Consider the following 24,438-nt stretch of genomic DNA (forward strand, 5'->3'; position numbering starts at 1 on the left):
GCAAACGTCCTTGGTCTGATCAGTCGGAAAAGGCGGTGCAGGCGGATTCGGCGCGGTCGGTGCCGAGCGTGTCGAGTTCCGTCACCTGGTGCATGAAGCCCTCGATCGGGGCCAAGGCCACCACGGCGCGGTCGCTGACCAGCGGGATCGGCTGGCGCATCTGGCCGTTCCAGTCACGGAAGCTTTGCGGGCGGCCCTTGAAGCCGGCCAGCTGGAACTGGTCGGAGAGCAGGAAATCCCGCAGCGCGGCCGGATCGGCGCTGTTCAGCCGCGTCACCGCCTCGCCCACGGCGCGGACCGCCGCCCAAGCGGCGTAGTCACCCGATTGCATCTCGCGGCCTGTCAGCTCGATGAAGCGGCTTTGCAGTTGTGCCGCGCCCGATTGTTCGACCGAGGGCGACCATGCCGCCGGCACGATGCCCTCGGTGCCCCCGGTGGGACGGGGAAGCCAGGTGTTGAAGGGGATGTAGCGGTCGAAATCGTCCAGCGTGTCCGAGATGAGCAGCAGGTCGTAATCGCCGAAATCCTGCGTGAACAGCGGCACTTCGGCACTGGCGTTGCGGCGCATGTCGGCATCGAAGGCCCAGGTCTTGCGGGCGGCGATCTTCTGCCCGAATTTCGTGGCCGAGGCGTCCAGCGCGGCGGAAAATTCGGCATCGCCCGGATGTTCGCCCTCGATCAGCACCAGGTCCGACCATTGCCGCCAGGCGATGAACTGCATCAGCGCATCGGTCAGCATTGAATCCGAGGGCGCGGTGTGCAGCAGGTTCCGACGGCAATCGGTGCCGCGCAAGCGGTCCTCGCCACGCGCGACATTGAAGATCAGCGCCCCCTGCGCCTCGGGCAGATCGGCGATCTTCACCATGGTCTCGGCGGGCGCATCTACCAGCAGGAAGGGGGTCTGGGCCAGTGCCGAACGGGCGGCGGCCAGCGGATCCTCGCCCTCGGGCACGAGGGTTTCGGTCAGCTGATAGTCATGGCCCGTGAAGCTGCCGGTGGTCGCATTGTCCTCGCGCCCCAGCCGCGCCCCGGCAAGGCCGGTATCGGCAGGCGGAGGGGCGAGGTTCGACAGGATCGGCGGGTCGGGCTCAACGACCTTCAGCCAGCCGATCGGCACGGCCAGCGGCTCATTCGCCGCGGTCTGGGCCAGCGCAGGCGGGGCAAGCGCGGTCGCCAGCAGCACCGCAACTGAAAGGCTGCGCCAGTCGCAGCGGGCGGCCTGTGCCGGTCCGGTCATCCTTATCCTCCCCTTTCGGAAAGAATAAAAACTGTCGTGCAGAGGCCCAATTCGACCATGGTCCCATGCCGGTCTGCTGCAGCGCGGCGCTTCGCTACCTATGTCGAATAGCCGTGAAGGAGTGCACCGACTTAGACCAAGAGCAAGGTGACAGGCTGAGGAGGAGTTTGCCATGTCCGGACTTGCGAAACCGACCGAACGGCTGATCCTGGCCGCGATCCTGAGCGTGGCGACGCTGACCCCGGTGGCCGTTCTGGCCCATGGCGACGTGGTGCCGCAGGCCGTCGATACGACCGGCCTGCCCGAGATCGCCGCCGATGACTGGGCAACCGTCAACCCCTATCGTGCCGATACCGCTGGCGACGAGGTGTTCAACAAGGCGGTCGCGATCGGAGCCTCGGGCTATAACCAGAACTGCGCCCGCTGCCACGGGCTGGAGGCGATCTCGGGCGGGCTGGCCCCGGATCTGCGCTATCTCGAGGCCGAGGAATATGGCGATGAGTGGTTCATCGAACGCTTCAGAGAGGGCTACACGCAGGACGGCGTGACCAAGATGCCAGCCTTTGGCGAGCTTCTGGGCCCGGCGGCTGCCTGGGCGATCCGCAGCTATGTCGAAAGCCGCCCCGATGACGGGCAGGTGACAGAGGCCGCGCCGGAGCTGACCGAGATCCGCGACTCGCTGAAGGCGGCGGCCGATGGCGGCAGTGCCGACAGCGCGGCGATTGCCGCCCGGTTGACCGAGATCGCAGGTGCCATCGAGACTCTGTCGGGCGCCCCGGTCTCGGACAATATCGCCATCCGCGCGGCCCATGTGCTGGAAGCCAAGCCCGAAGCCTATGGCGAGGCGGCCGAGGTGTTGACCATCGGGCTGTCGGCGGCGCATTGATGCCGATGTGATGCGGATGCGAACGAATTTCATCGCAGGCAAGGGGGCGCAATGCGCCCTTTTCGCCGTTCTGGCGCTTGGCCTTGCCACGCCATTTGCCGCGCAAGAGGCCGGGACCAAGGCCCCGCTGTCGCCCTTCGCCGTCACCACCCCGCCCTCGGCCGAGACGGCCCAGGGCAAACAGGATCCCTGCGCCGATTTCGTGCCGCAGGCCAAGCCGCAGAACGCGAGCCGCGACATCGTCGGGCAGGATCTGGATCAGGTCATCGAACGCGGCTTCATGACTTTCGCCGTCTATGATGCCTATCCGCCCTATTCCTGGCTCGAGGGCGAGACCCCGCGCGGGGTGGATGTCGATATCGCCAAGCTGATCGCCGGCGAGATCGGGGTCGAGCCGCGCTTTACCTTCGTCATGTCGGGCGAGAACCTGGAAACCGACCTGAGGCTGAACATCTGGCAGGGCTCGGCGCTGAATGCGCCGGTGTCGAACGTGATGATGCGCGTCCCCTATGACAGCCATTTCGCCTGCCGGGTCGAGCAGGTGGTGTTCAACGGCCAATATGCCGAGGAATCCATCGCCATCGCCTATGCCAAGAAGGACTACCCCGAGAACCCGCCGGTGCCGGCCTATTTCCGCATCGACACGGTGGGGGTCGAGAATGACTCGATCTCGGATTTCTACCTGACCGGCTTTGCCGGCGGGCAGACGGCGGCGGGGGTGCGGCGCTATCCGACCGTGGCGGCGGCGATGCAGGCGCTGGCGGATGGCGAGGTGATGGCGGCGATGGGGCCACGCGGGCAGCTGGAATATGCCATTGCCCAGCTTGGCCCCGAGGCCGGGATCGGGCTGCACCAGCCGCCCTTGCCGGGACTGGCCAAGTCACGCTGGACGCTGGGGACGGGCGAACATTTCGCCCATCGGCCGTTGGCCTATGCGGTGGATGACGCCATCGCGGCAGGTCTGGCCGATGGCCGCATCGCGAAGATCTACGAAAGCTACGGCATGACGCATCAGCCGCCCGAGAGGTAAGGGCTTTCAGCCCTCGGACGGTGTGACCGAGGCCAGAAAGCTGCGCAGGGCGTCGGTGTCCAAGGGCTTTGGCAGCAGCGCCATCCCCTCGGCGAGACAGGCCTCGACCAGCGTGGCCGAGCGGTCGGCCGAGATGATCCGGCCCGGGCGGCGGCCGAAGCGCAGCTCGACCTCGCGCGCCAGATCGAGCCCGGTTTCGCCCTCGCCCAGCTGATGATCCAGCAGAACCGCATCGGGGGCGATGCCGGTCTCGTCCAGCAGCACCAGCGCCTCGGCATAGCTGCCCGCCTCCAGCACGCTGACGCCCCAGCTGTCCAAGAGCCCCACCATCGCCTCGCGCATTTGGTCATCGTCATCGACCAAGAGCACGATCAGCCCGTCACCCGGCAGGGTCTGGTCATCGGCATCCGACAGATCGCCAGCCGCCATGGTCAACTGCGGCGCGGCCCCCGACCCGGCCAGCGGCAGCGTCACCTTGAACACGGTGCCCTTTCCGGGGATGGAACACAGTTCCAGATGATGCCCCAGCCGCGCGCAGGCGCGTTCCACGATGGCAAGGCCAAGCCCCATGCCCTCGCTGGCGCTGGCGCGGCGGTTCAGCCGGCGGAATTCCTCGAAGATCACCCGCTGATCGGCCTCGCGGATGCCGGGGCCGGTATCCCAGACCTCCAGCCTGAGCGCGCTGCCCTGCCGCCTTGCGCCGACAAGCACCCGGCCCGAGGCGGTATAGCGGATGGCGTTCGACATCAGGTTTTGCAGCACCCGACGCAGGAAGCCCGCATCGCTGACCACATGGGCGGCGCTTGGCATCACCCGCAGGTCCAGCCCCTTGGCCTCGGCCTGCGGCGCCAGCGCATTGGCGACCGGGATCAGGATCTCGTCCAGCGGGAAGGCATAGCGGTCCAGCGGCTCGTCGTCGCTGTCCAGCCGCGAGATATCCAGCAGCGCCTCGATGATGTCCTCGACATTCTGCAGCGCCTGTTCGGCCTTGGCGATGGTCTCGGCCTGCGGCCCCTCCTTGGCGCCCATCAGATAGAGCTTCGCCGCCGACAGCGGTTGCAGCAGGTCATGGCTGGCGGCAGCGACGAAACGGTTCTTGGCGGCGTTCGAGCGTTCGGCCCCCCGCAGGGCCAGTTGCAATTCGGCGGTGCGGGCGCGCACGCGGTCTTCCAGCGACTGGTTCACCCGGGTCAGGTCGGCCAGACTGGCGCGTTCTTCGGTCACGTCGGTCAGGCTGATGATGAAACCGTCATCCGGCAGGTGCTGCATGAAGGTTTCCAGCGTGCTGCCGTGACGGTCCGAGAGTTCCTGAAACACCGGCGCGCCGCGGCGGCTGTGATCGCGGACCCAGTCGGTGATCCGGTGCCGCGCCTCGGCATCGGGCAGCACGAACATCTGCTGCAACTGCTCGGCCACGCGCTCGAAATCGGCGCCGATGCGGAAGGCGGTCGGCGGCAGGCGGGTGAGAATGCGGAACTGCGAATTCCACAGGACCAGCCTTGCATCGCGGTCGAACACCGCCACGCCCTGCACCAGATGATCCAGCGCCGCGCGGATCACCTGCGACTGGTTGTCCAGCAGGTTCTCGCGCGCCGCCCGCTCGGCCCGGATCAGGTCGGTCACGTCGGTCTGGATGATGGCGGTGCCGCCATTGGCGGTGCGATGCTCGCTGATCTGCAGCCAGTGATCGCCGGCCAGCCCGATGGTCAGGTTGGCATGGGGCTGGCCGTGGCTTTGCAGCCGCGCCTCGCGCCAGTCGTCGCGGCTGACCCCGCGCGGCAGGCGCAGATGGGCGCTGTCGCTGGCCAGCGAGATATAGCTGGTGAATCCCATGCCCAGCCACAGCCGGTCCCGCACATCGCGCAGGCCCCAGCAGAAGCGGCTGTTATAGAGCTTCAGCCGGTCGTCCTGATCGAAAAGGGCAAAGCCCTCCTGCACGGTTTCCAGCGCGCTTTCGACATCGCGCCGCTCGCGTTCGACCAGGGTATTGGCCTGCGACAGCTGCTCGTTGCTTTCGTTCAGCAGACGCAGCGCGGTTTCCAGTTCCGAGGTGCGGCGGCGAACCTCTTCTTCCAGCACCACCGCGCGTTCGAAATGGGCATAGGCGGCACCATCGGCATCGGTCTGCGCCTCGACCCGGCGCATCAGCGCGTCGCAGATCGCGGTCATCTTCGACAGCTTCCGCTCGAGTGAATCGGCGGGGTCCAGAAGGCTTTCGGTCATCGCCGCGCCGGTTGCTGGGGGTGGAAGAAGGCCACCCCGGTCATGGTCATGTTCACATGGGTCGCGCCATATTGCTCGCCATAGGTCGAGAAGCCCACCACGTCATGGCGCCGAAAGCTGTCGGACATGGTGCGGCTGGCCTGTGTCTGCTCGGCCTCCTGCCGGCGCAGCACGCAGTCGCAGATCAGCACCCGGTCCAGATCACCCATCCGGGCAATGGCCTGCAGGTCCTGTTCCAGCGTCTCGGCAATGTCGCGGGTCTGGGCCAGCGTCAGCACCACCCCCTCGTCAATGGCCGAGTAGAAGACCAGATCGCCGTCATCGGTGACGCGCTGGATCGAGCGGACGTAATATTGCCCGCCGACCCGCACCACCAGCGGATGCGCGGCAAAGGTGAAGGTCGACAGCTGGTCCGGGTCCTTGCCGAGGATGCGGGCATATTCGCGTGCCGCCGGCTCGTCATTGATCCGCTGGACGATGCGGCCGTCGCGGTCGGCCTTTGTCACCACCATGCGCTTGTCGCCGGGCTCCAGGTGGTCGAAGCTGAACACCTTGATCGGACAATCGGTGCGCAGGAAGGCCAGCACCGCGGCATTGGTCATCACCCGGCCATTATGGGCGACAAGGCAGCGGTCGAACTGCTGCCCGTCGCCGGCCGATCCGCCGAACAGCGGCACCGGCCCCAGCCCCTGCGCGACCATGCGCATCAGCGCGTCCTCGCGCATGGTGATGCCATCGACCATCAGGAAGGCGAATTCATGGTGGAAATCCGGCCCGGCCCGCATCGTCGCCTTGCGGGCAAGGATCAGTTCGCGCACCTGACGTGCGGCATCCAGCGCCCCGAGATCGGGGAATACCACGGTGGCGGCGCGAAAATGCGCCTTCGGCAGGCCGACGGCGACGATGCGCCCCTCGACATAGCCGCGATCGATCTCTCCGGCGGTGGTGCAGGCGATGACCGAGACATCGGGCAGGGCCTCGCTGGCGGCGGCGCAGACGGCCGCGAAATCGGCGGCGGGCGAGACAAACAGCGCCAGCAGCGCCAGATCATCACCAAGCGCCGCGCGCAATTCGCCGCCGACATCGGCGCAATCGGGCGGCAGGTTGGCCACGCGGGTCAGGCGGGTGACAGTCTCGCTCACGTCTCGAAGGAACCCAGGTTGCCGATCCGCGCCTCTTGCGCCACCAGCACCGCCTGCGTGCGGCTGTTCACCCCCAGCTTGCGCATGATCGAGGTGACATGCGCCTTGACCGTGGTCTCGGCGATCGACAGCTCAAAGGCGATCTGCTTGTTGAACTTGCCCTCGCAGATCAGCGCGAGGATGCGCGCCTGCTGCTGGGTCAGGCTGTTCACCCGGTCGGCGGCGGGGTTGCCCGAACCGCCCTCGGAGGGGCGCGGCAGGACCGTGCCCTCGGGCAGGAAGCTCTCGCCCCGCGCCACCGCGTCGAAGGCCGACTGGTAGACATGGCGTTGGCTGTGCTTGGGCACGAAGCCCGCCGCCCCCGCACTCATGGCGGCGGCGATGATGCGCGGATCGGTGACGGACGAGACGATCATCACCAGCGATCCCGGCGCGGCGCGGCGCACGCGCAAAAGGCCCTCCAGCCCGTCCACATCCGGCAGGTTCAGGTCCAGCAAGATGATGTCGGGCGGCGGTGCGCTTTCCAGCCGGAGGATCGCCTCGTTCAACGTTTCCACGGCGGTGACATCGGTGATCCCCCGCACCATGCGAAGCGTGATCGAGATCGCGTCGCTGAACAGCGGGTGATCCTCGACGATCAGGGCGGTTTCGATGCGCCGGTTCGGGCCGTCGCGGTTCGATTCGGGGTGTGTGGCATTCTGCTGCATGAAGCCAGCATATCGTGATTGTGAAGCTTGTCGCCACGGTTGCGTGAAGGACGGGGGACGGGTCATGTCGCCTCGCTGATGAGATCGCCATTCGGGGCGATGGCGGTGATGCGGGTGACGGCGGGACCGGCGCGGCGCAGGATCGTCGCCAGCGCGGGGCGGTCGGCAAGGCAGAGGGCGGTGGAGAGCCCGTCGGCCAACGCGGCGCTGTCGGCCTCGACGCTGAGCGTGGACCAGAGCTGGTCGGTTTTTCCTGTCGGATCAAGAATATGCGGGGCGCTGCCCAGCATCATCGCGGTGGGCGAAGAGGTGGCGATGGCATTGCCGGAGAGAGACCGGTCCAGCACCAGCCCGAGGCCCGGATCGCCGACCCCTACCCGCCACGGCCCGCCAAGCGCGGCAAATTCACCCAGATCGACCAGCGCGCGGGTGAGGCCATGTTGCGCCAACACCTCGCGCACCGCATCGGCGGCGAAGCCCTGCGCGATGCCGTTCAGCGTCAGCGCCTGCCCCGGCGCCAGCTGCACCCGGTCGGCGGTGATCCGAAGCCGGTCCCAGCCAATCAACGCGCGGGCAGGGCCGGGGTCGCGCCCCTCGGCCAGCGCCCGCCAGAGCGGCTGCACCGTCGGATCGAAGCGGCCTTCCGTCAGCGCATGGACATCGCCTGCAAGCCGCAGGAGGGCAAGAAAATCCGGGTCGGGATCGTCGAGCCGCCCCGTCGCGTTCAGCTGCGACACGGCCGAGTTGAGGCGGTAAAGGCTGAACAGGTCCTCGATCTGCTGCATCCGGGCCAATGCGGCGGTCAGGGCCGGGCCGGTCTGCCGGGGCGGGCCGTGCAGCGTCAGGCGGGCATCGGCGCCCATGACGACACCCTGCCAGTCGGCGGGGGCGGCCAGCGCGGGCCGGGCCAGCGCGGCGAAGGCGGTGACGGCGAGAAAACGGCGGCGGGTCTGGGCGCTCATTCCGCGGCCTCCGGGATGCGCAGCCCACGACGGCGCGACAGGACCAGAGGCACGCATTGGCGCGGATTGTCATGGATGGTCACGCAATCGAGGCATTGGAAGCATTCGGCATATTCGATCTCGCCGGATTTGCGGATCGCCGCATAATTGCAGCGCACCTTGCACAGCTGGCAGGGCGTGCCGCATTCCACCCGGCGCGGGATCCAGTCGCGCCCGCGCAGCGCCCCGCCAATGGCCATCAGCGCGCCAAGCGGGCAGAGATAGCGGCAGAAGCCCTTGAAGACGAACAGGCCGAGGACCAGCCAGAAGCCCGCGTAGGCGACGTAATACCAGTCGCGGATGAAGAAGACGGTGATGGCGGTCTTGAACGGCTCGATCTCGACCGCCTTGTCCAGATGGCCGGGCGAGATCAGCATGGTGGCGACCAGCCCCGCCAGCGCGGCGAATTTCACCAGCTTCAGCCGGGCGTCCCAGACCGCGCGCGGCTCGATCCGGGGCAGGCGCAGGGCGCGGCCAAGGTGATGGGCGAATTCCTGCAACGCGCCGAAGGGGCAGAGCCAGCCGCAGAAAAGCCCGCGCCCCCAGAGGAAGAAACCAAGGATCGCGGCGCCCCAGATGATCAGCGAGAACGGGTCATAGAGGAGGAAGTTCAGGCTGCCCCCGTCGATCAGCGCTCGGGCGGTTGCCAAGGGCGTGACGATGGACAGCTGCCCCTGACCCCACCAGCCGACGAACCCCACCACGACCGCGAGGATCGAGAGCCGCACCGGGGTAAAGCTGCGCAAGCCGGCCAGCCAGCTTTGGCGCAGCAGCAGAAGCGGCAGCAGCACGACCAGCCCGCCGGCCAGCAGGATCAGGTCGCTTTCGCGGTTCAGCAGCGCCTCGCGCCAGGGCGGCAGGGTCTGCGGTTGCTCGACCGTCTTGAAGAAGCGTGGGTCCGAGCGCGCGGTGATCTGGATGTGCTGGCTGCCCGTCTCGGGCTGGAACATGCCATGCTGGCGCACGATCTGGACGTTCAGCAGCCAGTCCTCAACCGGGTTGAAGCCAAGCCGGCGGTCGGTGCGCAGGATCATCGCGGTGCCGTCATGGAGGGCATCGGGCACCTGATCCGACAGCCCGACAAGCAGATCGGCATCGCGCAGCGCCACCGGCAGGCCGCCCTGTTCCGCCGTCAGCCGGTCGGGCGCGGTATTACGAACGAAATCCGGTGAAACCAGCCCGTGACGGCCGGTGTCGATGATCAGCAACGGCTCGTCATCGGGCGAGATCTGCTGGAAATCCTGCAATTCGGCCAGGGTGCGCGCGTCCAGCACGGCGCGGGCGACCGAGGGCGGGCCGATATCGATCAGCCAGAGGTCCAGAAAGGGTGCCTCGGGCTCGGCCTTGGCCTCGGGGTCGTCATCGGCCCAGATCGTGCCCTTGAACAGGGCGTCCACCTCGGCATTGCTGACCCGGCGATGCACCGCCAGACCCTGCGCCACCAGATCATCCCAGCTCAGCGCCTCGTCATGGTCGGGATCGGGCGCGGCGGGCGGGCCGCTGGCGATGCCCTGCATCCGCTCGCGCGCGACCTTCAGCGCCGCCGCCAGCAGGCTTTCATGGGCAATGCGCACGCTGGCCGTGGCCTTGGTCACGCCGTCCAGATAGACCAGATCGCTGCCCGCCCCGCCCGCGCCATAGGCATTGCCGACCACCATCGGATCGGCGATCGACAGGCCCGGATATTGCTCGAAAAAGGCATGGAAAGGCGCCTGCCCCAGACCCGAGACGAAGATCGGCTCGTTATGGTCCAGCAGCTTCACATCCAGGAAGCGGCCGTTCTGGTCCAGCACCACCAGCATGTTGATCGGCGCGCCGGAAAAGCCGGGCAGGGGGGCCAGCGGCCCGGTCTCGAAGACATAGCCGGCCAGCGCCCCGCCGGAATTCAGCAACTCATAGACCCCGTCCTCGGTCAGCGGTTCGCCCAAAGTCATCGGCGGCACGATGAGCGCGGCGATGCGCTCGGGCGAGCTGGGCATGACCTTGGGGGCCGCCTCGATGCGGGCGGGCAAGGCCAGAAGGACAAAGAGGACGATCAGGACTGCGCGCATGATCCTCAGCCTAATCGTGGGCCGGGTCTCGCCGTAGTTCGACTTAGGTCTTGGCCGGGGGTTACGACCATCGTCCGTCTGGTCAGGTGGGTGGCGCACCCATAGCCTCACCGGCAGGAGGTGAGAATGTCTGAGCCTGCAACCTTCCCCTGCGTCGCCGCCCTTGCCCTCATGCTGGCTTTGCCGGCCGTGGCGCAGCAATCCGATCCTTACGGCACGCTCAATCCCGACGAGCAGAGCATGGAGCGGATGATCCAGAACGCCCGCGAGGGACGGCTGGACATGATGACCTGCGCCTCGGGCTATGCGATGACCAAGAAAGGCGAACATGGCATTGCGCGCGAGACCTTCACCGCCTGCGCCGATGCCGGCTGGACGGCGGCGATGACCTGGATGAGCCAGCTCGACAATAACGGGCTGGCCGGTCCCTATGACCCCGATACCGCCGCCGAATGGAGCCGCCGCGCCGCCGAGGCGGGCGATCCGATCGGCAAGTTCAACCATGGGCTCGACCTGATCCGTGGCTATGGCGTGGCAAGGGACGAGAATACCGGGCGGGCGCTGATCGATCAGGCCGCGGCCGAGGGCGTCGATTCCGCCATCCGGCTGCGCAATGCCGGCTATGACCCCGACGAGGTGACGCCGGATGCCGACAACTGGCGTTATGGGCCGATGTTCTGATCTGCCTTGCCATCCGCCGCGACGCGGCGAATCAAATCGGCGCAAATCTCCGACCAAAGTCTTACGACAATACGAGAATTGATCGGTTTCAGCCCCCGGACTTAACTCGGCGAAGCGAGCGCGACAGGCGCTGACCGCGAGGGAGGATACCGATGAAATTACTCACCGCGACCGCAATGCTGGCGGTCATGATGGCAGTGCCGGCTCTGGCGCAGGTCACCGAGGAAGACCTGGCCAAGGACCAGAGCGTGACCGAGACGGTGCTGACCAATGGCATGGGCCGCGATCTGCAGCGCTTCAGCCCGCTGGACAAGATCAACAAGGACAACGTCAAGCAGCTGGTTCCGGCCTGGGCCTTCTCGATGGGCGGAGAAAAGCAGCGCGGGCAGGAAACCCAGCCGCTGATCTATGACGGCGTGATGTATGTCACCGGCTCCTATTCGCGGCTCTACGCCATCGACGTGAAGACCGGCGAAGAGCTGTGGCAATACGACGCTCGCCTGCCCGAGGGCATCCTGCCCTGCTGCGACGTGATCAACCGGGGCGCCGCGATCTATGGCGACAAGATCTATTTCGGCACGCTGGACGCGCGCATCGTGGCGCTGGACCTGAAGACTGGCGATGTCGTCTGGCGCGACCAGATCGCCGATTACAAGGCCGGCTACAGCTATACCGCCGCGCCGCTGATCGTCGACGGGCTGGTCATCACCGGCAACTCGGGCGGTGAATTTGGCATCGTCGGCGAGGTGCAGGCGCGCAACGCCGATACCGGCGAGGTGGTCTGGACCCGTCCGATGATCGAGGGTCACATGGGCACATTCAACGGCGCCGAAAGCAGCATGACCGGCACGCTGAACGCGACCTGGCCAGGGGATCTGTGGAAGACCGGCGGCGGGGCGACCTGGCTCGGCGGTTCCTACGACCAGGACACCAAGACGCTGGTCTTCGGCGCGGGCAACCCCTCGCCCTGGAACAGCCACCTGCGCGGCGCCGGCACCCCGGTCGAAGGCAACAAGGGCGACAACCTCTATGCCGCCTCGCGCGTCGGCATCGATCCGGCCAATGGCGAGATCAAGTGGCACTTCCAGACCACGCCCCGCGAGGGCTGGGACTATGACGGCGTGAACGAGGTGGTGTCCTTCACCGACAAGGACGGCGCCAAGAAATACGCCACCGCCGACCGCAACGGCTTCTTCTACGTGCTGAACCGCGAGGACGGGAAATTCCTGAACGCCTGGCCCTTCGTCAAGGACATCACCTGGGCCTCGGGCATCGACGAGACGGGCCGGCCGATCTTCGTCGAGGAGAACCGCCCGGGCGATCCGACCGCCGCGACCGAGGGCAACAAGGGCGCGACCGTCTTTGCCTCGCCCAGCTTCCTTGGCGGCAAGAACTGGATGCCGATGGCCTTCAGCCAGAATACCGGCCTGTTCTATGTGCCCTCGAACGAATGGGGCATGGACATCTGGAACGAGCCGATCACCTACAAGAAGGGCGCCGCCTATCTGGGCGCGGGCTTTACCATCAAGCCGAATTACGAGGACCATATCGGTTCGCTGAAGGCCATCGACCCGATGACCGGCGAATGGAAATGGGAGTTCAAGAACGCTGCTCCGCTGTGGAGCGGCGTCATGACCACCGCCGGCGGGCTGGTGTTCTTCGGCACGCCCGAGGGCAAGTTCATCGCGCTGGATGACAGCACCGGCGAGGAACTGTGGTCGTTCCAGACCGGCTCGGGCATCGTCGGACAGCCGGTGACTTGGGACATGGATGGCGAGCAATATGTCTCGATCGTCTCGGGCTGGGGCGGCGCGGTGCCGCTCTGGGGTGGCGAAGTGGCCAGCAAGGTCAACTACCTGAACCAGGGTGGCATGGTCTGGACGTTCAAACTGCCCTCGGGCGCCAGCACCGCCGCGACCGAACCGGCGGACGCAGCCCCGGCGGAAGCCGCCTCCAACGGCTGACGCGCCGGTCTGACAACTCCCTGCAGAACGGCACGACAGCGCCCCGCCGGCCCGAAAGGTCGGCGGGGCTATTTTATTGGGTTTCCTGTGTCGTTGCAGGACCGTCCAATTTCGCCGGTTGATCCGGAGACATCGCCCGGAACAAGGGTCGCAGACCCGCCGGGCGAGCGCCTGCCCGTCCGGGCGGGCTGGCGCTTGGGTTACGCTGGTCCCGAGTTCAGGCAAGAGAGGGCCTTGGCACCATAAATCGCGCGGGCGTGCCGTCGGCAGCGCCATCCCACGGCCAGGCGCTCGCCCTGTGTTCCACCCGGGGCATCGGGTCGGGCGACCGATCTTCCCCGCCCCCCCTGCAATTCCCGCTTGACCCACGGCCAAACTCCTGTCCAATCGGCGCGCCCCAATTGCGAGCCCGCCATGGACCTGACCCAGATCCTGACCTTTGCCAGCGTCACCGCGCTGCTGGTGATGTCGCCCGGCCCGAATGGCCTCCTGATCGCCAAGACGGTGCCGATATCCGGGCGCGCGGCGGGATTTGCCAATATCGCCGGGTTCATTGCCGCCTTCTTCGTTCACGGCACGCTGTCGATCCTCGGCATCTCGGCCATCCTGATGGCCTCGGCCACGGCCTTCGCCTTCATCAAGCTCCTGGGCGCGGCCTACCTGATCTGGATCGGGGTCAAGGCGCTGATCGGTGCCTGGCGCGGCGGCAAGCTGCCGCGCGAGGTCCAGGCGGCGCGCCGTCCGCGCAGCCTGCATCGCGCCTTTGTCGAGGGGTTCCTGACCAATGCCCTCAATCCCAAGGTCTCGATGTTCTACCTCGCGGCCTTCCCGCAATTCATTGCCGCCAGCCACGCGGGCATCGGCTCGGCCTATCTCCTGGTGGTCATCCACAGCCTGATCAACGCGCTGTGGTTCGGCTGGATGGTGCTGATGTTCGCCCGGCTCGGCCGCTTCAGCCGCAGCGCCCGCATGCAGCGCTGGCTGAAGGGGGTGACGGGGGTGGTGTTCATCGGCTTCGGGCTGAAGCTCGCCAGCCTTCGCCAGGGCTGACGCGGACCGGCAAGAATTGGCCCGCATTCGACATTTTTCCCGGCAGTCCTGCCCGCTCATCGGCTTGCGGGTCCGAAATCGCTTCCTATATAGACCAGCGAAGGCCGGACGTTGTCTGTCACCCCGTGCGGGCAGCGGATCGGAACTCATGGGATCGGGCCGCGGAGGCCGTAATGGATCCGGGGCCCATTATATCGCCGTAAGAAAGGTTACATGAATGTCTAAAGTCATCGGGATCGACCTTGGCACCACCAACAGCTGCATTGCCATCATGGACGGCAGCCAGCCCAAGGTCATCGAGAACAGCGAGGGTGCGCGCACGACCCCCTCGATCGTCGCCTTCACCGAGAATGAGCGACTGGTCGGCCAGCCGGCGAAACGCCAGGCGGTGACCAACCCCACCAATACCATTTTCGCCGTCAAGCGCCTGATCGGCCGCCGCCTGACCGACCCCGAGGTCGAGAAGGACCGCAAGCTTGTGCCCTATGCCATCGTCGATGGCGGCAATGGCGACGCCTGGGTCGAGGCCCGGGGCGAGAAATATTCCCCTTCGCAGATCAGCGCCATGATCCTGCAGAAGATGAAGGAAACGGCCGAGAGCTATCTGGGCGAGACGGTCGCCCAGGCGGTCATCACGGTTCCGGCCTATTTCAACGACGCGCAGCGTCAGGCGACCAAGGATGCCGGCAAGATCGCCGGTCTCGACGTGCTGCGCATCATCAACGAGCCGACCGCGGCCGCGCTGGCCTATGGTCTGGACAAGAAGGAAAACAAGACCATCGCGGTCTATGACCTTGGCGGCGGCACCTTCGACATCACCATCCTGGAAATCGACGATGGCCTGTTCGAGGTGAAATCGACCAACGGGGATACCTTCCTCGGCGGTGAAGACTTCGACATGAAGATCGTCAACTACCTGGCCGACGAGTTCAAAAAGGAACATGGCGTCGACCTGACCAAGGACAAGATGGCGCTCCAGCGCCTGAAAGAGGCGGCGGAAAAGGCCAAGATCGAACTGTCGAGCGCAAGCCAGACCGAGATCAACCAGCCGTTCATCTCGATGGACAAGGACAGCGGCGTGCCGCTGCACATGGTGGTCAAGCTGACCCGCGCCAAACTGGACAGCCTCGTCGGCGATCTGGTCAAGCGCACGCTGAAGCCCTGCCAGGACGCGCTGAAGGATGCCGGCGTGTCGAAGGGTGACATCGACGAGGTGATCCTCGTCGGCGGTCAGACCCGGATGCCGCTGGTCATCGAGGAAGTGACGAAGTTCTTCGGCAAGGAACCCCACAAGGGTGTGAACCCCGACGAGGTCGTGGCACTGGGTGCCGCGGTTCAGGGCGGTGTGCTGCAGGGCGACGTGAAGGACGTGGTTCTGCTCGACGTGACGCCGCTGTCGCTGGGGATCGAGACGCTGGGTGGCGTGTTCACCCGCCTGATCGACCGCAACACCACCATCCCGACCAAGAAAAGCCAGATCTTCTCGACCGCCGAGGACAACCAGAACGCCGTAACGATCCGGGTCTTCCAGGGCGAGCGCGAGATGGCGGCAGACAACAAGATGCTGGCGCAGTTCAACCTCGAGGACATTCCGCCGGCACCGCGCGGGTTGCCGCAGATCGAGGTGACTTTCGACATCGACGCCAACGGCATTGTCTCGGTTTCGGCCAAGGACAAGGGCACCGGCAAGGAACAGAACGTCACCATCCAGGCCTCGGGCGGCCTGTCCGACGAGGATATCGAGCGGATGGTGAAGGATGCCGAGGAAAACGCCGATGCCGACAAGTCCCGGCGCGAGCTGATCGAAGCCAAGAACCAGGCCGAAAGCCTGATCCACTCGACCAAGAAGTCGCTGGAAGAGCATGGCGACAAGGTTGACGGTTCGACCGTCGAGGCGATCGAGCTGGCCATTGGCGCGCTGGAAGATGCCGTCAAGTCCGAGGATGCCGGCAAGATCAAGTCCGGTATCCAGAACGTCATGGATGCGTCCATGAAGCTGGGCGAGGCGATCTACAAGGCGCAGTCGGCGGAAGGCGCGTCCGATGAGGGCGATGCTGACCGCGACGGTCCGCGCGACGTGGATGACGATATCGTCGATGCCGATTTCGAAGATCTCGGCGACGACAAGAAACGGGGCTGATCCCGGCAACACCTTTGAGGCCGGTCCGCAGCGCGGGCCGGCTTCTTCCGTGAGGGTCCGGTACGGGAAACTACATGGCAAAGCGCGACTATTACGACGTTCTGGGTGTGACTCGCGGTGCTTCCACCGACGAGATCAAGAAGGCCTATCGCCAGAAGGCGAAAGAGCTGCACCCCGATCGGAACATGACCGACAACAGCTGCGAGGCCCGCTTCAAGGAAGTGAACGAGGCCTATGAATGTCTGAAGGACGACCAGAAAAAGGCCGCCTATGACCGCTTTGGTCATCAGGCCTTTGAAAATGGCGGTGGCTTCGGCGGACGTGGCGGACATCCGGGCGATTTCGGCTCGGCCTTCGCCGATGTGTTCGAGGATCTGTTCGGCGACATGATGGGCCGTCGCGGTGGCGGCGGCGGTCGCACCCGCGCGCAGCGCGGGCAGGACCTGCGCTATAACCTGCGGGTGACGCTGGAAGAGGCCTACCAGGGCCTGCAGAAGAAGATCACCGTTCCCGGCTCGGTCACCTGCGACGAATGCAACGGTACCGGCGCCGAGGGTGCGATCGAACCGACCACCTGCCCGACCTGCTCGGGCATGGGCAAGGTCCGGGCGCAACAGGGCTTCTTCACCGTCGAGCGCACCTGCCCGACCTGCGCGGGCCAGGGCCAGATCGTCAAGAACCCCTGCAAATCCTGCGCCGGCGCAGGCCGGATCGAGCGGGAACGCACCTTGTCGGTGAACATTCCGGCGGGGGTCGAGACCGGCACCCGCATCCGTCTGGCCGGCGAGGGCGAGGCGGGGATGCGCGGCGGTCCCTCGGGCGATCTCTATATCTTCGTCGAGGTGCAGGAACACGCGATCTTCCTGCGTGACGGCAAGACGCTGGCCTGTCAGGTGCCGGTCAGCATGGTCACGGCCACCCTTGGCGGCGAGGTCGAGGTGCCCAGCATCGATGGCGGCCGCTCGCGGGTGAAGGTGCCGGCAGGCAGCCAGACCGGCCGGCAGATGCGCCTGCGCGGCAAGGGGATGCCGCCCCTGCGCCACGGCGCCGGCGCCCATGGCGAGCCGGGCGACATGCTGATCGAGCTGACGGTGGAAACCCCGGTCAACCTGACAGCGCGGCAGAAAGAGCTGCTGCGCGAGTTCGAAAGCGTGAAGGCCGACAACAGTCCGCAATCGACCAGCTTCTTCAACAAGGTCAAGGGTTTCTGGGACGACATGACAAGCTGACCCGGTGGGGCGGGTGGTCCCGCCCGCCCCGCCTTCTGCTCAGGCCAGCGCCTGCACTTCGGCCCAGACCTTCTCGTCCACCGGCACGCCGTCCTGCAGGTTCTCGGCCCGCGTGCGGCGGGTATTCTGGCCCGGATAGGTGACGCCGCGCCCGGCCTCGGCAAGGGTGGATGATGCCAGATGCCGGGCCATGCCCGCCAGCGTCTCGCGCAGGTGGTCGGCGCTGCCAAGCGTCTCGGGATCGAAACCCATGTAGATCTGCGAGCAGCCAGTGCAGCTGCCTTCGCCCACTTTGTCGATGCCATCGGTCGCAAGCCCCTCCGACAGCGCCGCCGCCAGCACGTCCAGAACGATCGACAGCCCCGCACCCTTCCACAGCCCGGTCGGCAAAATGCGCCGCGTCGCCTCGATCGCCGCCGGATCGGTGGTCAGCTGGCCTTCGCTGTCAAATCCGCCCGGATAGGGCAGTTGCCGGCCCTGCTGCCGCGTCACCTCGAGCTTGCCATAGGAATATTGCGACATTGCCATATCGAGGACCAGCGGCGCCTGATCCGGTGTGCCGGGCAGGGCGATGACCAGGGGATTGTTGCCGATCCGCGCATCCGTCCCGCCCCAGGCCGGCATGACGGATTCGGTATTGGTCCAGGCAATCAGAATCTTGCCCGCCTCGGCCGCTCGCCAGCCATAGGCGCCGCCTCGCATCCAGTGCGTGGTATTTCTCAGCGCGACAATGCCGCAGCCTTCCTCGGCCGCAATCGCCAGCGCCCGGTCGGTCGCCGCCAGCGCGTTCAGAACACCCGGACCGCGCCGCCCGTCCCAGATCTCGATCGGCCCGACGCGGCGGGCCAGTGCCGGCTCGGCCCCGGCATCGACCCAGCCCCGCTGCAGGTAATCGACAAAGCGCGGCACCCGGTTCAACCCGTGCGAGGCCACGCCGTCGCGGCTGGATTCGGCATGGATCCGGGCGCAGATCCTCGCCTTGTCGGGGGCCATGCCGGCGCGCCGGAAGGCGGCCTCGATTATGTCTGCAACGGTGTCGAATGGCACGCGCATCTGTTGTCCTCCCTCGTTCCCCGGCAGTTGATCGCTTTCTTTCCCCAAGGGAAAGAGCCGCCGGTGATCCTGCGCGGTTTCTTTACCGAATCTTCAGCCCTGCCGTGCCAGTCTGCCGCCATGGACCCGAATCGCGCCTTCTCCGAAGCACCGCTGCCGCTGTTCCTGCCGGCTGCGGATGATGTCGGCCTGCTGCGTCCCGTCGTCGCAGGGCCACCGGGCAAGGTGCAGCCCTCCTATCTCGCCGATCACCGCGCGCGGCTGCGCGACCGCCTGCTGAGCGGCGGGGCGGCGGCCATGCCCGACTATGAACTTCTGGAGCTCATCCTGTTCCGGGCCGTGCCGCGGCAGGACATGAAGCCGCTGGCCCGGCTGCTGCTGGACCAGTTCGGCGATTTCAACCGGGTCATCAGCGCCAACCCGCAGCGATTGCAGGCGGTGCCGGGTGTCGGTCCTGCCGTCATTGCCGAACTGAAGATCGTTGAGGCCGCCGCCCAACGCCTTGCCCGGGCTCGGGTGATGAACCGCCCGGTCCTCTCCAGCTGGCAGGCGCTGCTGGACTATTGCCACACCGCCATGGCCCATGCCGAGACCGAGCAGTTTCGCGTGCTCTATCTTGACCGCAAGAACAATCTGATCGCGGACGAGGAACAGGGCCGTGGGACGGTTGACCATGTGCCGGTCTATCCGCGCGAGATCCTGCGCCGGGCGCTGGAGCTGAACGCCTCGTCGCTGATCCTTGTGCATAATCACCCCTCGGGCGATCCCAGCCCCTCCGAGGCCGATATCACCATGACCGCCCGGATCTGCCAGGCGGCGGCCAGCCTGTCGATCACCCTTCATGACCATCTGATCATCGGCAAATCGCGCGAGGTCAGTTTTCGCGCCGAAGGGCTGATCTGACCGGCACCGACGATTCGCGCCTCTGATTGCACTGCCCCTTCATCCGTGCTGAAATATTCCAAGGGTGCGGCGGTCGCGCGCCCGCCTTGCCCACCCGGCCCGCCGCCATGACCGGCCCGATCAGCACCGGCATCCCGGGGCCGCGACAATTTTCCAACAACCCCGGTCCTTTGCCACCATTTGCCCGGGCAAACCCGCTGGACTGACGCGAATTTGACCGCTACAACGCCCCGGCAATGGCTGCCATCCGCGCGGCCCGGATTGTCGTACCGGCCAAGCATAAGGCCCGAACTGGAGAAAAACCCGTGTCCAACGTAGATGATCACGCAGGCACCCGGAGGGACTTCCTCTATTATGCCACGGCCGGGGCCGGCGCCGTCGCCGCAGGTGCCGCCGGCTGGACCCTTGTGAACCAGATGAATCCCTCGGCCGATGTACAGGCGCTGTCCTCGATCCAGGTCGATATCAGTGGCGTTCAGCCGGGGTCGCAGCTGACCGTCAAGTGGCTGGGCAAGCCCGTGTTCATCCGCCGCCGCACGCCCGAAGAGATCGAGGCTGGCCGCGCCGTCGAGCTGGGCGAACTGATCGACCAGGGCGCCGAGAATGCCAACAAGCCTGACGAGCCGGCGACCGACGAAAACCGCACCATGGACGAGGCCGGCGAATGGCTGGTGATGATCGGCGTCTGCACCCATCTGGGCTGCGTGCCGATCGGCGATGGTGCCGGTGACTTCGGCGGCTGGTTCTGCCCCTGCCACGGCAGCCATTACGACACGGCGGGCCGCATCCGTCGCGGCCCCGCGCCGCAGAACCTGCATATTCCCGTTGCCGAATTCGTCAACGAAACCACGATCAAGCTGGGCTAAGGGGGCACCACATGGCCGGAATTCCGCACGACCATTACGAGCCCAAGACGGGCCTGGAAAAGTGGCTGCATCGCCGCCTGCCGGTGGTCAGCATCATTTATGACACGCTGATGATCCCGACGCCGAAGAACCTGAACTGGTGGTGGATCTGGGGCATCGTCCTGGCCTTCTGCCTGGCGCTGCAGATCGTCACCGGCATCGTGCTGGCCATGCATTACACGCCGCAGGTCGATCTGGCCTTCGCCAGCGTCGAGCACATCATGCGCAACGTGAACGGCGGCTACATGCTGCGTTACCTGCACGCCAATGGCGCCTCGCTGTTCTTCCTCGCGGTCTATATCCACATCTTCCGTGGTCTCTATTACGGCAGCTACAAGGCCCCGCGCGAAGTCACCTGGATCATCGGCATGCTCATCTACCTGGCGATGATGGCCACCGCCTTCATGGGTTACGTGTTGCCCTGGGGTCAGATGTCCTTCTGGGGCGCGACGGTGATCACCGGCCTCTTCGGGGCGATCCCGGGCATTGGCGAATCGATCCAGACCTGGCTGCTGGGTGGACCGGCGGTGGACAACGCCACGCTGAACCGCTTCTTCTCGCTGCATTACCTCTTGCCCTTCATCATCGCGGCGCTGGTCGTGGTGCATATCTGGGCCTTCCACACCACCGGCAACAACAACCCGACCGGTATCGAAGTGCGCCGCACCTCGAAAGCCGACGCTGAAAAAGACACGCTGCCCTTCTGGCCTTATTTCGTCATCAAGGACCTGTTCGCGCTGGCGCTGATCCTGGTGGTGTTCTTCGCCGTGGTCGGCTTCATGCCGAACTATCTCGGCCACCCCGACAACTATGTCGAGGCGAACCCGCTGGTGACGCCCGCGCATATCGTGCCGGAATGGTACTTCCTTCCCTTCTACGCCATCCTGCGCGCCTTCACCTCGGATGTCTGGGTGGTGATGCTGGTCGAATGGCTGAGCTTCGGCATCATCGACGCCAAGTTCTTCGGCGTGCTGGCGATGTTCGGTGCCATCCTGGTCATGGCGCTGGTGCCCTGGCTGGATACCAGCCGCGTGCGCTCGGGCCGCTATCGCCCGCAGTTCAAGTGGTGGTTCTGGCTGCTGGCCGTCGATTTCGTCGTGCTGATGTGGGTTGGCGCCATGCCGGCCGAGGGGATCTATCCCTATATCGCACTGGCCGGCTCGGCCTATTGGTTCGGCTATTTCCTCGTCATCCTGCCGCTTCTGGGTGTGATCGAGAAGCCCGAGCCGATGCCCTCGACCATCGAGGAAGACTTCAACGATCACTACCGGGCTGACGCCCAGCCTGCCGAGTAAGGAGAGCCGAGAATGACCCTGAGAACCAAGACGCTCTCGGCCGTTTCGGCCCTGCTGATCGGCTCGGCCGGTTTCGCCGTCGCGCAGACCGCAACCACCGAGCAGCCCGCCGAAGCGCAGGTCGTCCCGGCCCCGACTGAGGCGGAAGCCCCGGCCGCGGCTGAACCTGCTGCCGAGGCACCGGCGGCGGAAGCACCCGCTGCGGAAGCCCCGGCGGCTGAGCCTGCCGATGCCCCTGCGGCAGAAGAACCTGCCGTGGAGACCCCGACAGAAGCGGCGGCTGATGACACCGCTGCCGATGCCGCGCCGGCGGAAACGGTGGCCGGTCAGCAGGATTCGGAAGAGCTGCCGACCGATGCCTCGGCTGACCAGTCGGAAGCCGAAGAGTCTGCGCAGGACGAGACGGCGACTGCCGCCGACGAGACTGCGGTTGAAACCACCGCGACCGAACAGGATGCAGCGGCCGGCGACACCGCCGAGACCGCCAGCGAGATGGTCGAGGCCGAAGCCCCGACCGCAGCCGAAGGCGAAACCACCGCCGAGGCCGATGAGGCTGCCGAACACGCGACCGCGGAAAAGGACTCGGAGGAAGCCGGTGGCGGCCATATCGAGGACATCGCCTTCAGCTTTGAAGGCCCGTTCGGCGCCTATGACCAGTTCCAGCTTCAGCGCGGGCTGCAGGTCTATACCGAGGTCTGCTCGGCCTGCCACGGCATGAAGCAGGTGCCGATCCGCACCCTGCATGACGAGGGCGGCCCCGGCCTGCCCGAGGATCAGGTGCGCGCCTACGCGGCGCAGATGTCGATCATGGACGAGGAGACCGGAGAAGAGCGTCCGCGCCTGCCGACGGATCACTTCCCGACCGTCAGCGGTGACGGCATGGGTCCGGACCTGTCGATGATGGCCAAGGCCCGCGCCGGCTTCCACGGCCCGGCCGGCACCGGGATCAACCAGCTGATGAAGGGCATCGGCGGCCCTGAATACATCCATGCGATCCTGACCAGCTATACCGGTGAGGACATGGAACAGGCGGGCACTGTGCTCTACGAGAACACCGCCTTCTCCAGCGGCTATATCGGGATGCCGGCACCGCTGTCGGACGATCTGGTCACCTATGAGGACGGCACGCCCGCGACGGTCGACCAGATGGCCCGCGACGTGTCGGCCTTCCTGATGTGGACCGCCGAGCCGAAGATGATGGCCCGAAAGCAGGTCGGTCTGGTCGCGGTGCTGTTCCTGATCGTGCTGTCGGGCCTGCTCTTCTACACCAACAAGCGGCTCTGGGCGCCCCACAAGGGCAAGCACTGATCCCTGAAGCAGCGACCGTGATTTTGGAACGCGCCCTTGCCGGGCGCGTTTCTTTTTGTCACATCGGCAGGGCGGGGATCATCGGAAGGGGCAGGCAATGACGGTCTGGAATCTGGGCTCGATCAATATCGATTATACCTATCGCCTGCCGCATCTGCCGCGTCCCGGCGAGACCCTCTCGGCCAGCGAGTTCCGCAAGGGGCTGGGCGGCAAGGGCGCCAACCAGTCGCTGGCGGCGGCGCGGGCCGGGGCCAGCGTGGTGCATCTGGGTGCGGCGGCGCGGGCCGATGACTGGGTGGTCGGGCGGCTGACCAGCGCCGGGGTCGATACCACCCATATCTTCCGCCACCACGATCAGGCCACCGGCCATGCGATCATCCTTCTGGACGACGCGGGCGAGAATTCCATCGTCATCCATGGCGGCGCCAACCGGACCTTGCAGCAGGACCAGTTCAAATCTGCCATCGCCCGGATGAAGGGCGGAGATTTCCTGCTGATGCAGAACGAGACCAACCTGCAGGTCGAGTTGGCCCAGATCGCTGCCAAACGCGGGGTGCGGGTGGTCTATTCCGCCGCGCCTTTCGATATCGAGGCGCTGCGCGCCGTGCTGCCCCATGTCGGCATCCTGGCGGTGAACGAGGGCGAGGCGGCCGAGATGGCCGAGACCTTCGGCGAGGATCTGGCGGTCGAGGGGATGCTGGTCACGCGCGGTGCGAAAGGGGCCGAATATCGAGACCTGCACGGCGGGCGGCGCTTCGAAGTGCCGGCCTTCCCGGTCGAGGTGGTGGACACGACCGGGGCGGGCGACTGCTTTGCCGGCTATTTCATCGCCGGGCTGGATCGCGGCGACGACATTCCCACGGCGCTACGCCGTGCCGCAGCGGCGGCTGCACTGAAAGTGACCCGGACCGGCGCCGGCGATGCCATCCCGAAATTCGACGAGGTCGAGAAATTCCTGGCCAGAACGGAGCAAGAATGACCCTTCCCATCCCCAGCCTGCCTTTCGACGGCAACGTTTTTCCGGTCCGCCGCATCTTCTGCATCGGCCGCAACTATGCCGACCATGCCGCCGAGATGGGAAATGAGGTTGACCGCGAGAAGCCCTTTTTCTTCACCAAATCCGCCCATGCGCTGACCGGGCCGGGCGATGTGCCCTATCCGCCGGGCACTGCCGACCTGCATCACGAGGTCGAACTGGTGCTGGCCATCGGGGCCGAGCTGGTCGATGCCGCGTCCGAGGCGGCAACGGCGGCGATCATCGGGCGGGCCGTGGGCATCGACATGACCCGGCGCGACCTGCAGGCCGAGGCGAAGGACAAGCGCCGGCCCTGGGACGTGGCCAAGGATTTCGATTTCTCGGCGGTCATTGCCCCGCTGTCCTCGGCCCCCGCCGGCCCCGGCATCCGGCTCAAGGTCAATGGGAAGGTGCGGCAGGATGGCCGACTGGACCAGATGATCTTTACTGAAGTCGAGATCGTGGCCTTCCTGTCGACGCTCTACCGGCTGATGCCGGGCGACCTGGTGATGACCGGAACGCCCGCTGGCGTCAGCGCCCTGCAGCGCGGCGACCGGATCGAGGCGGAGGTGGAGGGGTTGCCGCCGCTGAGCGCGCGGATCGTCTGAGAACTCGGCC

General features: G+C 66.2%; 19 protein-coding genes and 1 pseudogene. 13 read left to right on the plus strand and 7 right to left on the minus strand.

The window, feature by feature from the left end; genetic code table 11:
* Positions 1-19 precede the first annotated feature (19 nt).
* A complete protein-coding gene (locus Q1A36_RS04815) occupies positions 20-1,237 on the minus strand; it encodes an ABC transporter substrate-binding protein (protein ID WP_299840551.1) in 1,218 nt (405 codons plus the stop codon).
* A 172-nt stretch (positions 1,238-1,409) separates the two neighbouring features.
* Here Q1A36_RS04815 and pedF point away from each other — a divergent pair, with 172 nt between their 5' ends.
* Together pedF and Q1A36_RS04825 are read left to right on the plus strand one after the other, a co-directional pair.
* Complete coding sequence (gene pedF / locus Q1A36_RS04820; RefSeq protein WP_299840554.1) at positions 1,410-2,123, plus strand: cytochrome c-550 PedF; 714 nt, start codon at positions 1,410-1,412, stop codon at positions 2,121-2,123.
* 10 nt (positions 2,124-2,133) lie between these two features.
* On the plus strand, positions 2,134-3,153 hold the full coding sequence (locus Q1A36_RS04825) for a transporter substrate-binding domain-containing protein (protein WP_299840557.1): 1,020 nt from the start codon (positions 2,134-2,136) through the stop codon (positions 3,151-3,153).
* A 6-nt stretch (positions 3,154-3,159) separates the two neighbouring features.
* Here the strand turns inward: Q1A36_RS04825 and Q1A36_RS04830 are convergent, their stop codons facing one another.
* The 5 genes from Q1A36_RS04830 to Q1A36_RS04850 all read right to left on the minus strand — a co-directional run bounded on the left by Q1A36_RS04830 (position 3,160) and on the right by Q1A36_RS04850 (position 10,277).
* Complete coding sequence (locus Q1A36_RS04830; RefSeq protein ID WP_299840560.1) at positions 3,160-5,376, minus strand: PAS-domain containing protein; 2,217 nt, start codon at positions 5,374-5,376, stop codon at positions 3,160-3,162.
* Positions 5,373-6,518, minus strand: coding sequence for an FIST N-terminal domain-containing protein (locus Q1A36_RS04835; RefSeq protein WP_299840563.1), 1,146 nt, complete (start codon positions 6,516-6,518; stop codon positions 5,373-5,375). Before Q1A36_RS04835 ends, Q1A36_RS04830 begins: the two co-directional genes overlap by 4 nt.
* Positions 6,515-7,225, minus strand: coding sequence for a response regulator transcription factor (locus Q1A36_RS04840; protein ID WP_299840565.1), 711 nt, complete (start codon positions 7,223-7,225; stop codon positions 6,515-6,517). Before Q1A36_RS04840 ends, Q1A36_RS04835 begins: the two co-directional genes overlap by 4 nt.
* A 62-nt stretch (positions 7,226-7,287) precedes the next feature.
* Positions 7,288-8,187 carry an FAD:protein FMN transferase gene (locus Q1A36_RS04845; protein WP_299840568.1) on the minus strand — a complete coding sequence of 300 codons (900 nt, stop codon included), beginning with the start codon at positions 8,185-8,187 and terminating at the stop codon, positions 7,288-7,290.
* Complete coding sequence (locus Q1A36_RS04850; protein WP_299840571.1) at positions 8,184-10,277, minus strand: 4Fe-4S binding protein; 2,094 nt, start codon at positions 10,275-10,277, stop codon at positions 8,184-8,186. The genes Q1A36_RS04845 and Q1A36_RS04850 overlap by 4 nt, the downstream gene beginning before the upstream one ends.
* 126 nt (positions 10,278-10,403) lie before the next feature.
* On the opposite strand from Q1A36_RS04850, the gene Q1A36_RS04855 reads away from it, so the two are divergent.
* From Q1A36_RS04855 to dnaJ, 5 genes are all read left to right on the plus strand, one after another.
* Positions 10,404-10,958 (plus strand): sel1 repeat family protein, encoded by a 555-nt coding sequence (locus tag Q1A36_RS04855; RefSeq protein ID WP_299840574.1) that lies wholly within the window; start codon positions 10,404-10,406, stop codon positions 10,956-10,958.
* A 152-nt stretch (positions 10,959-11,110) separates the two neighbouring features.
* Entirely contained in the window at positions 11,111-12,922 is a 1,812-nt protein-coding gene (locus Q1A36_RS04860; RefSeq protein WP_299840577.1) for a PQQ-dependent methanol/ethanol family dehydrogenase, read from the plus strand.
* A 414-nt stretch (positions 12,923-13,336) separates the two neighbouring features.
* Positions 13,337-13,972 (plus strand): LysE family translocator, encoded by a 636-nt coding sequence (locus Q1A36_RS04865; protein ID WP_299840579.1) that lies wholly within the window; start codon positions 13,337-13,339, stop codon positions 13,970-13,972.
* 217 nt (positions 13,973-14,189) lie between these two features.
* Positions 14,190-16,112 (plus strand): molecular chaperone DnaK, encoded by a 1,923-nt coding sequence (dnaK, locus tag Q1A36_RS04870; protein ID WP_299840581.1) that lies wholly within the window; start codon positions 14,190-14,192, stop codon positions 16,110-16,112.
* Positions 16,113-16,186: 74 nt separating this feature from the next.
* Complete coding sequence (gene dnaJ, locus Q1A36_RS04875) at positions 16,187-17,341, plus strand: molecular chaperone DnaJ (protein WP_299840584.1); 1,155 nt, start codon at positions 16,187-16,189, stop codon at positions 17,339-17,341.
* 39 nt (positions 17,342-17,380) lie between these two features.
* Here dnaJ and yiaK read toward each other — a convergent pair whose 3' ends face one another.
* The gene (yiaK, locus tag Q1A36_RS04880) at positions 17,381-18,394 is read right to left on the minus strand and encodes a 3-dehydro-L-gulonate 2-dehydrogenase (protein WP_299840586.1); all 1,014 of its coding nucleotides are present in this window, start codon (positions 18,392-18,394) and stop codon (positions 17,381-17,383) included.
* Positions 18,395-18,514: 120 nt separating this feature from the next.
* Between yiaK and radC the strand changes: the two genes are divergently transcribed.
* The 6 genes and pseudogenes from radC (at position 18,515) to Q1A36_RS04910 (ending at position 24,428) form a co-directional block, all read left to right on the plus strand.
* Positions 18,515-19,297, plus strand: coding sequence for a DNA repair protein RadC (gene radC, locus Q1A36_RS04885; protein ID WP_299840588.1), 783 nt, complete (start codon positions 18,515-18,517; stop codon positions 19,295-19,297).
* 305 nt (positions 19,298-19,602) lie between these two features.
* Positions 19,603-20,163: a ubiquinol-cytochrome c reductase iron-sulfur subunit gene (petA, locus tag Q1A36_RS04890; protein ID WP_299840590.1), complete on the plus strand. Its 561-nt coding sequence runs from the start codon at positions 19,603-19,605 to the stop codon at positions 20,161-20,163.
* A gap of 11 nt (positions 20,164-20,174) precedes the next feature.
* Positions 20,175-21,497, plus strand: coding sequence for a cytochrome b (gene petB, locus Q1A36_RS04895; protein ID WP_299840592.1), 1,323 nt, complete (start codon positions 20,175-20,177; stop codon positions 21,495-21,497).
* 594 nt (positions 21,498-22,091) lie between these two features.
* A pseudogene (locus Q1A36_RS04900) lies at positions 22,092-22,805 on the plus strand (cytochrome c1); the annotation flags it as partial.
* Between the two features lie 97 nt (positions 22,806-22,902).
* Positions 22,903-23,784, plus strand: coding sequence for a ribokinase (locus Q1A36_RS04905; protein WP_299840594.1), 882 nt, complete (start codon positions 22,903-22,905; stop codon positions 23,782-23,784).
* Positions 23,781-24,428: a fumarylacetoacetate hydrolase family protein gene (locus tag Q1A36_RS04910; protein ID WP_299840596.1), complete on the plus strand. Its 648-nt coding sequence runs from the start codon at positions 23,781-23,783 to the stop codon at positions 24,426-24,428. The genes Q1A36_RS04905 and Q1A36_RS04910 overlap by 4 nt, the downstream gene beginning before the upstream one ends.
* Positions 24,429-24,438: the final 10 nt, after the last annotated feature.

The sequence above is a fragment of the uncultured Paracoccus sp. genome (assembly GCF_947487305.1).
Classification (GTDB): Bacteria; Pseudomonadota; Alphaproteobacteria; order Rhodobacterales; family Rhodobacteraceae; genus Paracoccus.

What these genes read in the sequence shown, in the direction of transcription:
- Q1A36_RS04815 (WP_299840551.1), bottom strand. Translation starts at nt 1,237, where the DNA reads ATGACCGGACCGGCACAGGCCGCCCGCTGCGACTGGCGCAGCCTTTCA.
- pedF (WP_299840554.1), top strand. Translation starts at nt 1,410, where the DNA reads ATGTCCGGACTTGCGAAACCGACCGAACGGCTGATCCTGGCCGCGATC.
- Q1A36_RS04825 (WP_299840557.1), top strand. Translation starts at nt 2,134, where the DNA reads ATGCGGATGCGAACGAATTTCATCGCAGGCAAGGGGGCGCAATGCGCC.
- Q1A36_RS04830 (WP_299840560.1), bottom strand. Translation starts at nt 5,376, where the DNA reads ATGACCGAAAGCCTTCTGGACCCCGCCGATTCACTCGAGCGGAAGCTG.
- Q1A36_RS04840 (WP_299840565.1), bottom strand. Translation starts at nt 7,225, where the DNA reads ATGCAGCAGAATGCCACACACCCCGAATCGAACCGCGACGGCCCGAAC.
- Q1A36_RS04845 (WP_299840568.1), bottom strand. Translation starts at nt 8,187, where the DNA reads ATGAGCGCCCAGACCCGCCGCCGTTTTCTCGCCGTCACCGCCTTCGCC.
- Q1A36_RS04850 (WP_299840571.1), bottom strand. Translation starts at nt 10,277, where the DNA reads ATGCGCGCAGTCCTGATCGTCCTCTTTGTCCTTCTGGCCTTGCCCGCC.
- Q1A36_RS04855 (WP_299840574.1), top strand. Translation starts at nt 10,404, where the DNA reads ATGTCTGAGCCTGCAACCTTCCCCTGCGTCGCCGCCCTTGCCCTCATG.
- Q1A36_RS04860 (WP_299840577.1), top strand. Translation starts at nt 11,111, where the DNA reads ATGAAATTACTCACCGCGACCGCAATGCTGGCGGTCATGATGGCAGTG.
- Q1A36_RS04865 (WP_299840579.1), top strand. Translation starts at nt 13,337, where the DNA reads ATGGACCTGACCCAGATCCTGACCTTTGCCAGCGTCACCGCGCTGCTG.
- dnaK (WP_299840581.1), top strand. Translation starts at nt 14,190, where the DNA reads ATGTCTAAAGTCATCGGGATCGACCTTGGCACCACCAACAGCTGCATT.
- dnaJ (WP_299840584.1), top strand. Translation starts at nt 16,187, where the DNA reads ATGGCAAAGCGCGACTATTACGACGTTCTGGGTGTGACTCGCGGTGCT.
- yiaK (WP_299840586.1), bottom strand. Translation starts at nt 18,394, where the DNA reads ATGCGCGTGCCATTCGACACCGTTGCAGACATAATCGAGGCCGCCTTC.
- radC (WP_299840588.1), top strand. Translation starts at nt 18,515, where the DNA reads ATGGACCCGAATCGCGCCTTCTCCGAAGCACCGCTGCCGCTGTTCCTG.
- petB (WP_299840592.1), top strand. Translation starts at nt 20,175, where the DNA reads ATGGCCGGAATTCCGCACGACCATTACGAGCCCAAGACGGGCCTGGAA.
- Q1A36_RS04905 (WP_299840594.1), top strand. Translation starts at nt 22,903, where the DNA reads ATGACGGTCTGGAATCTGGGCTCGATCAATATCGATTATACCTATCGC.
- Q1A36_RS04910 (WP_299840596.1), top strand. Translation starts at nt 23,781, where the DNA reads ATGACCCTTCCCATCCCCAGCCTGCCTTTCGACGGCAACGTTTTTCCG.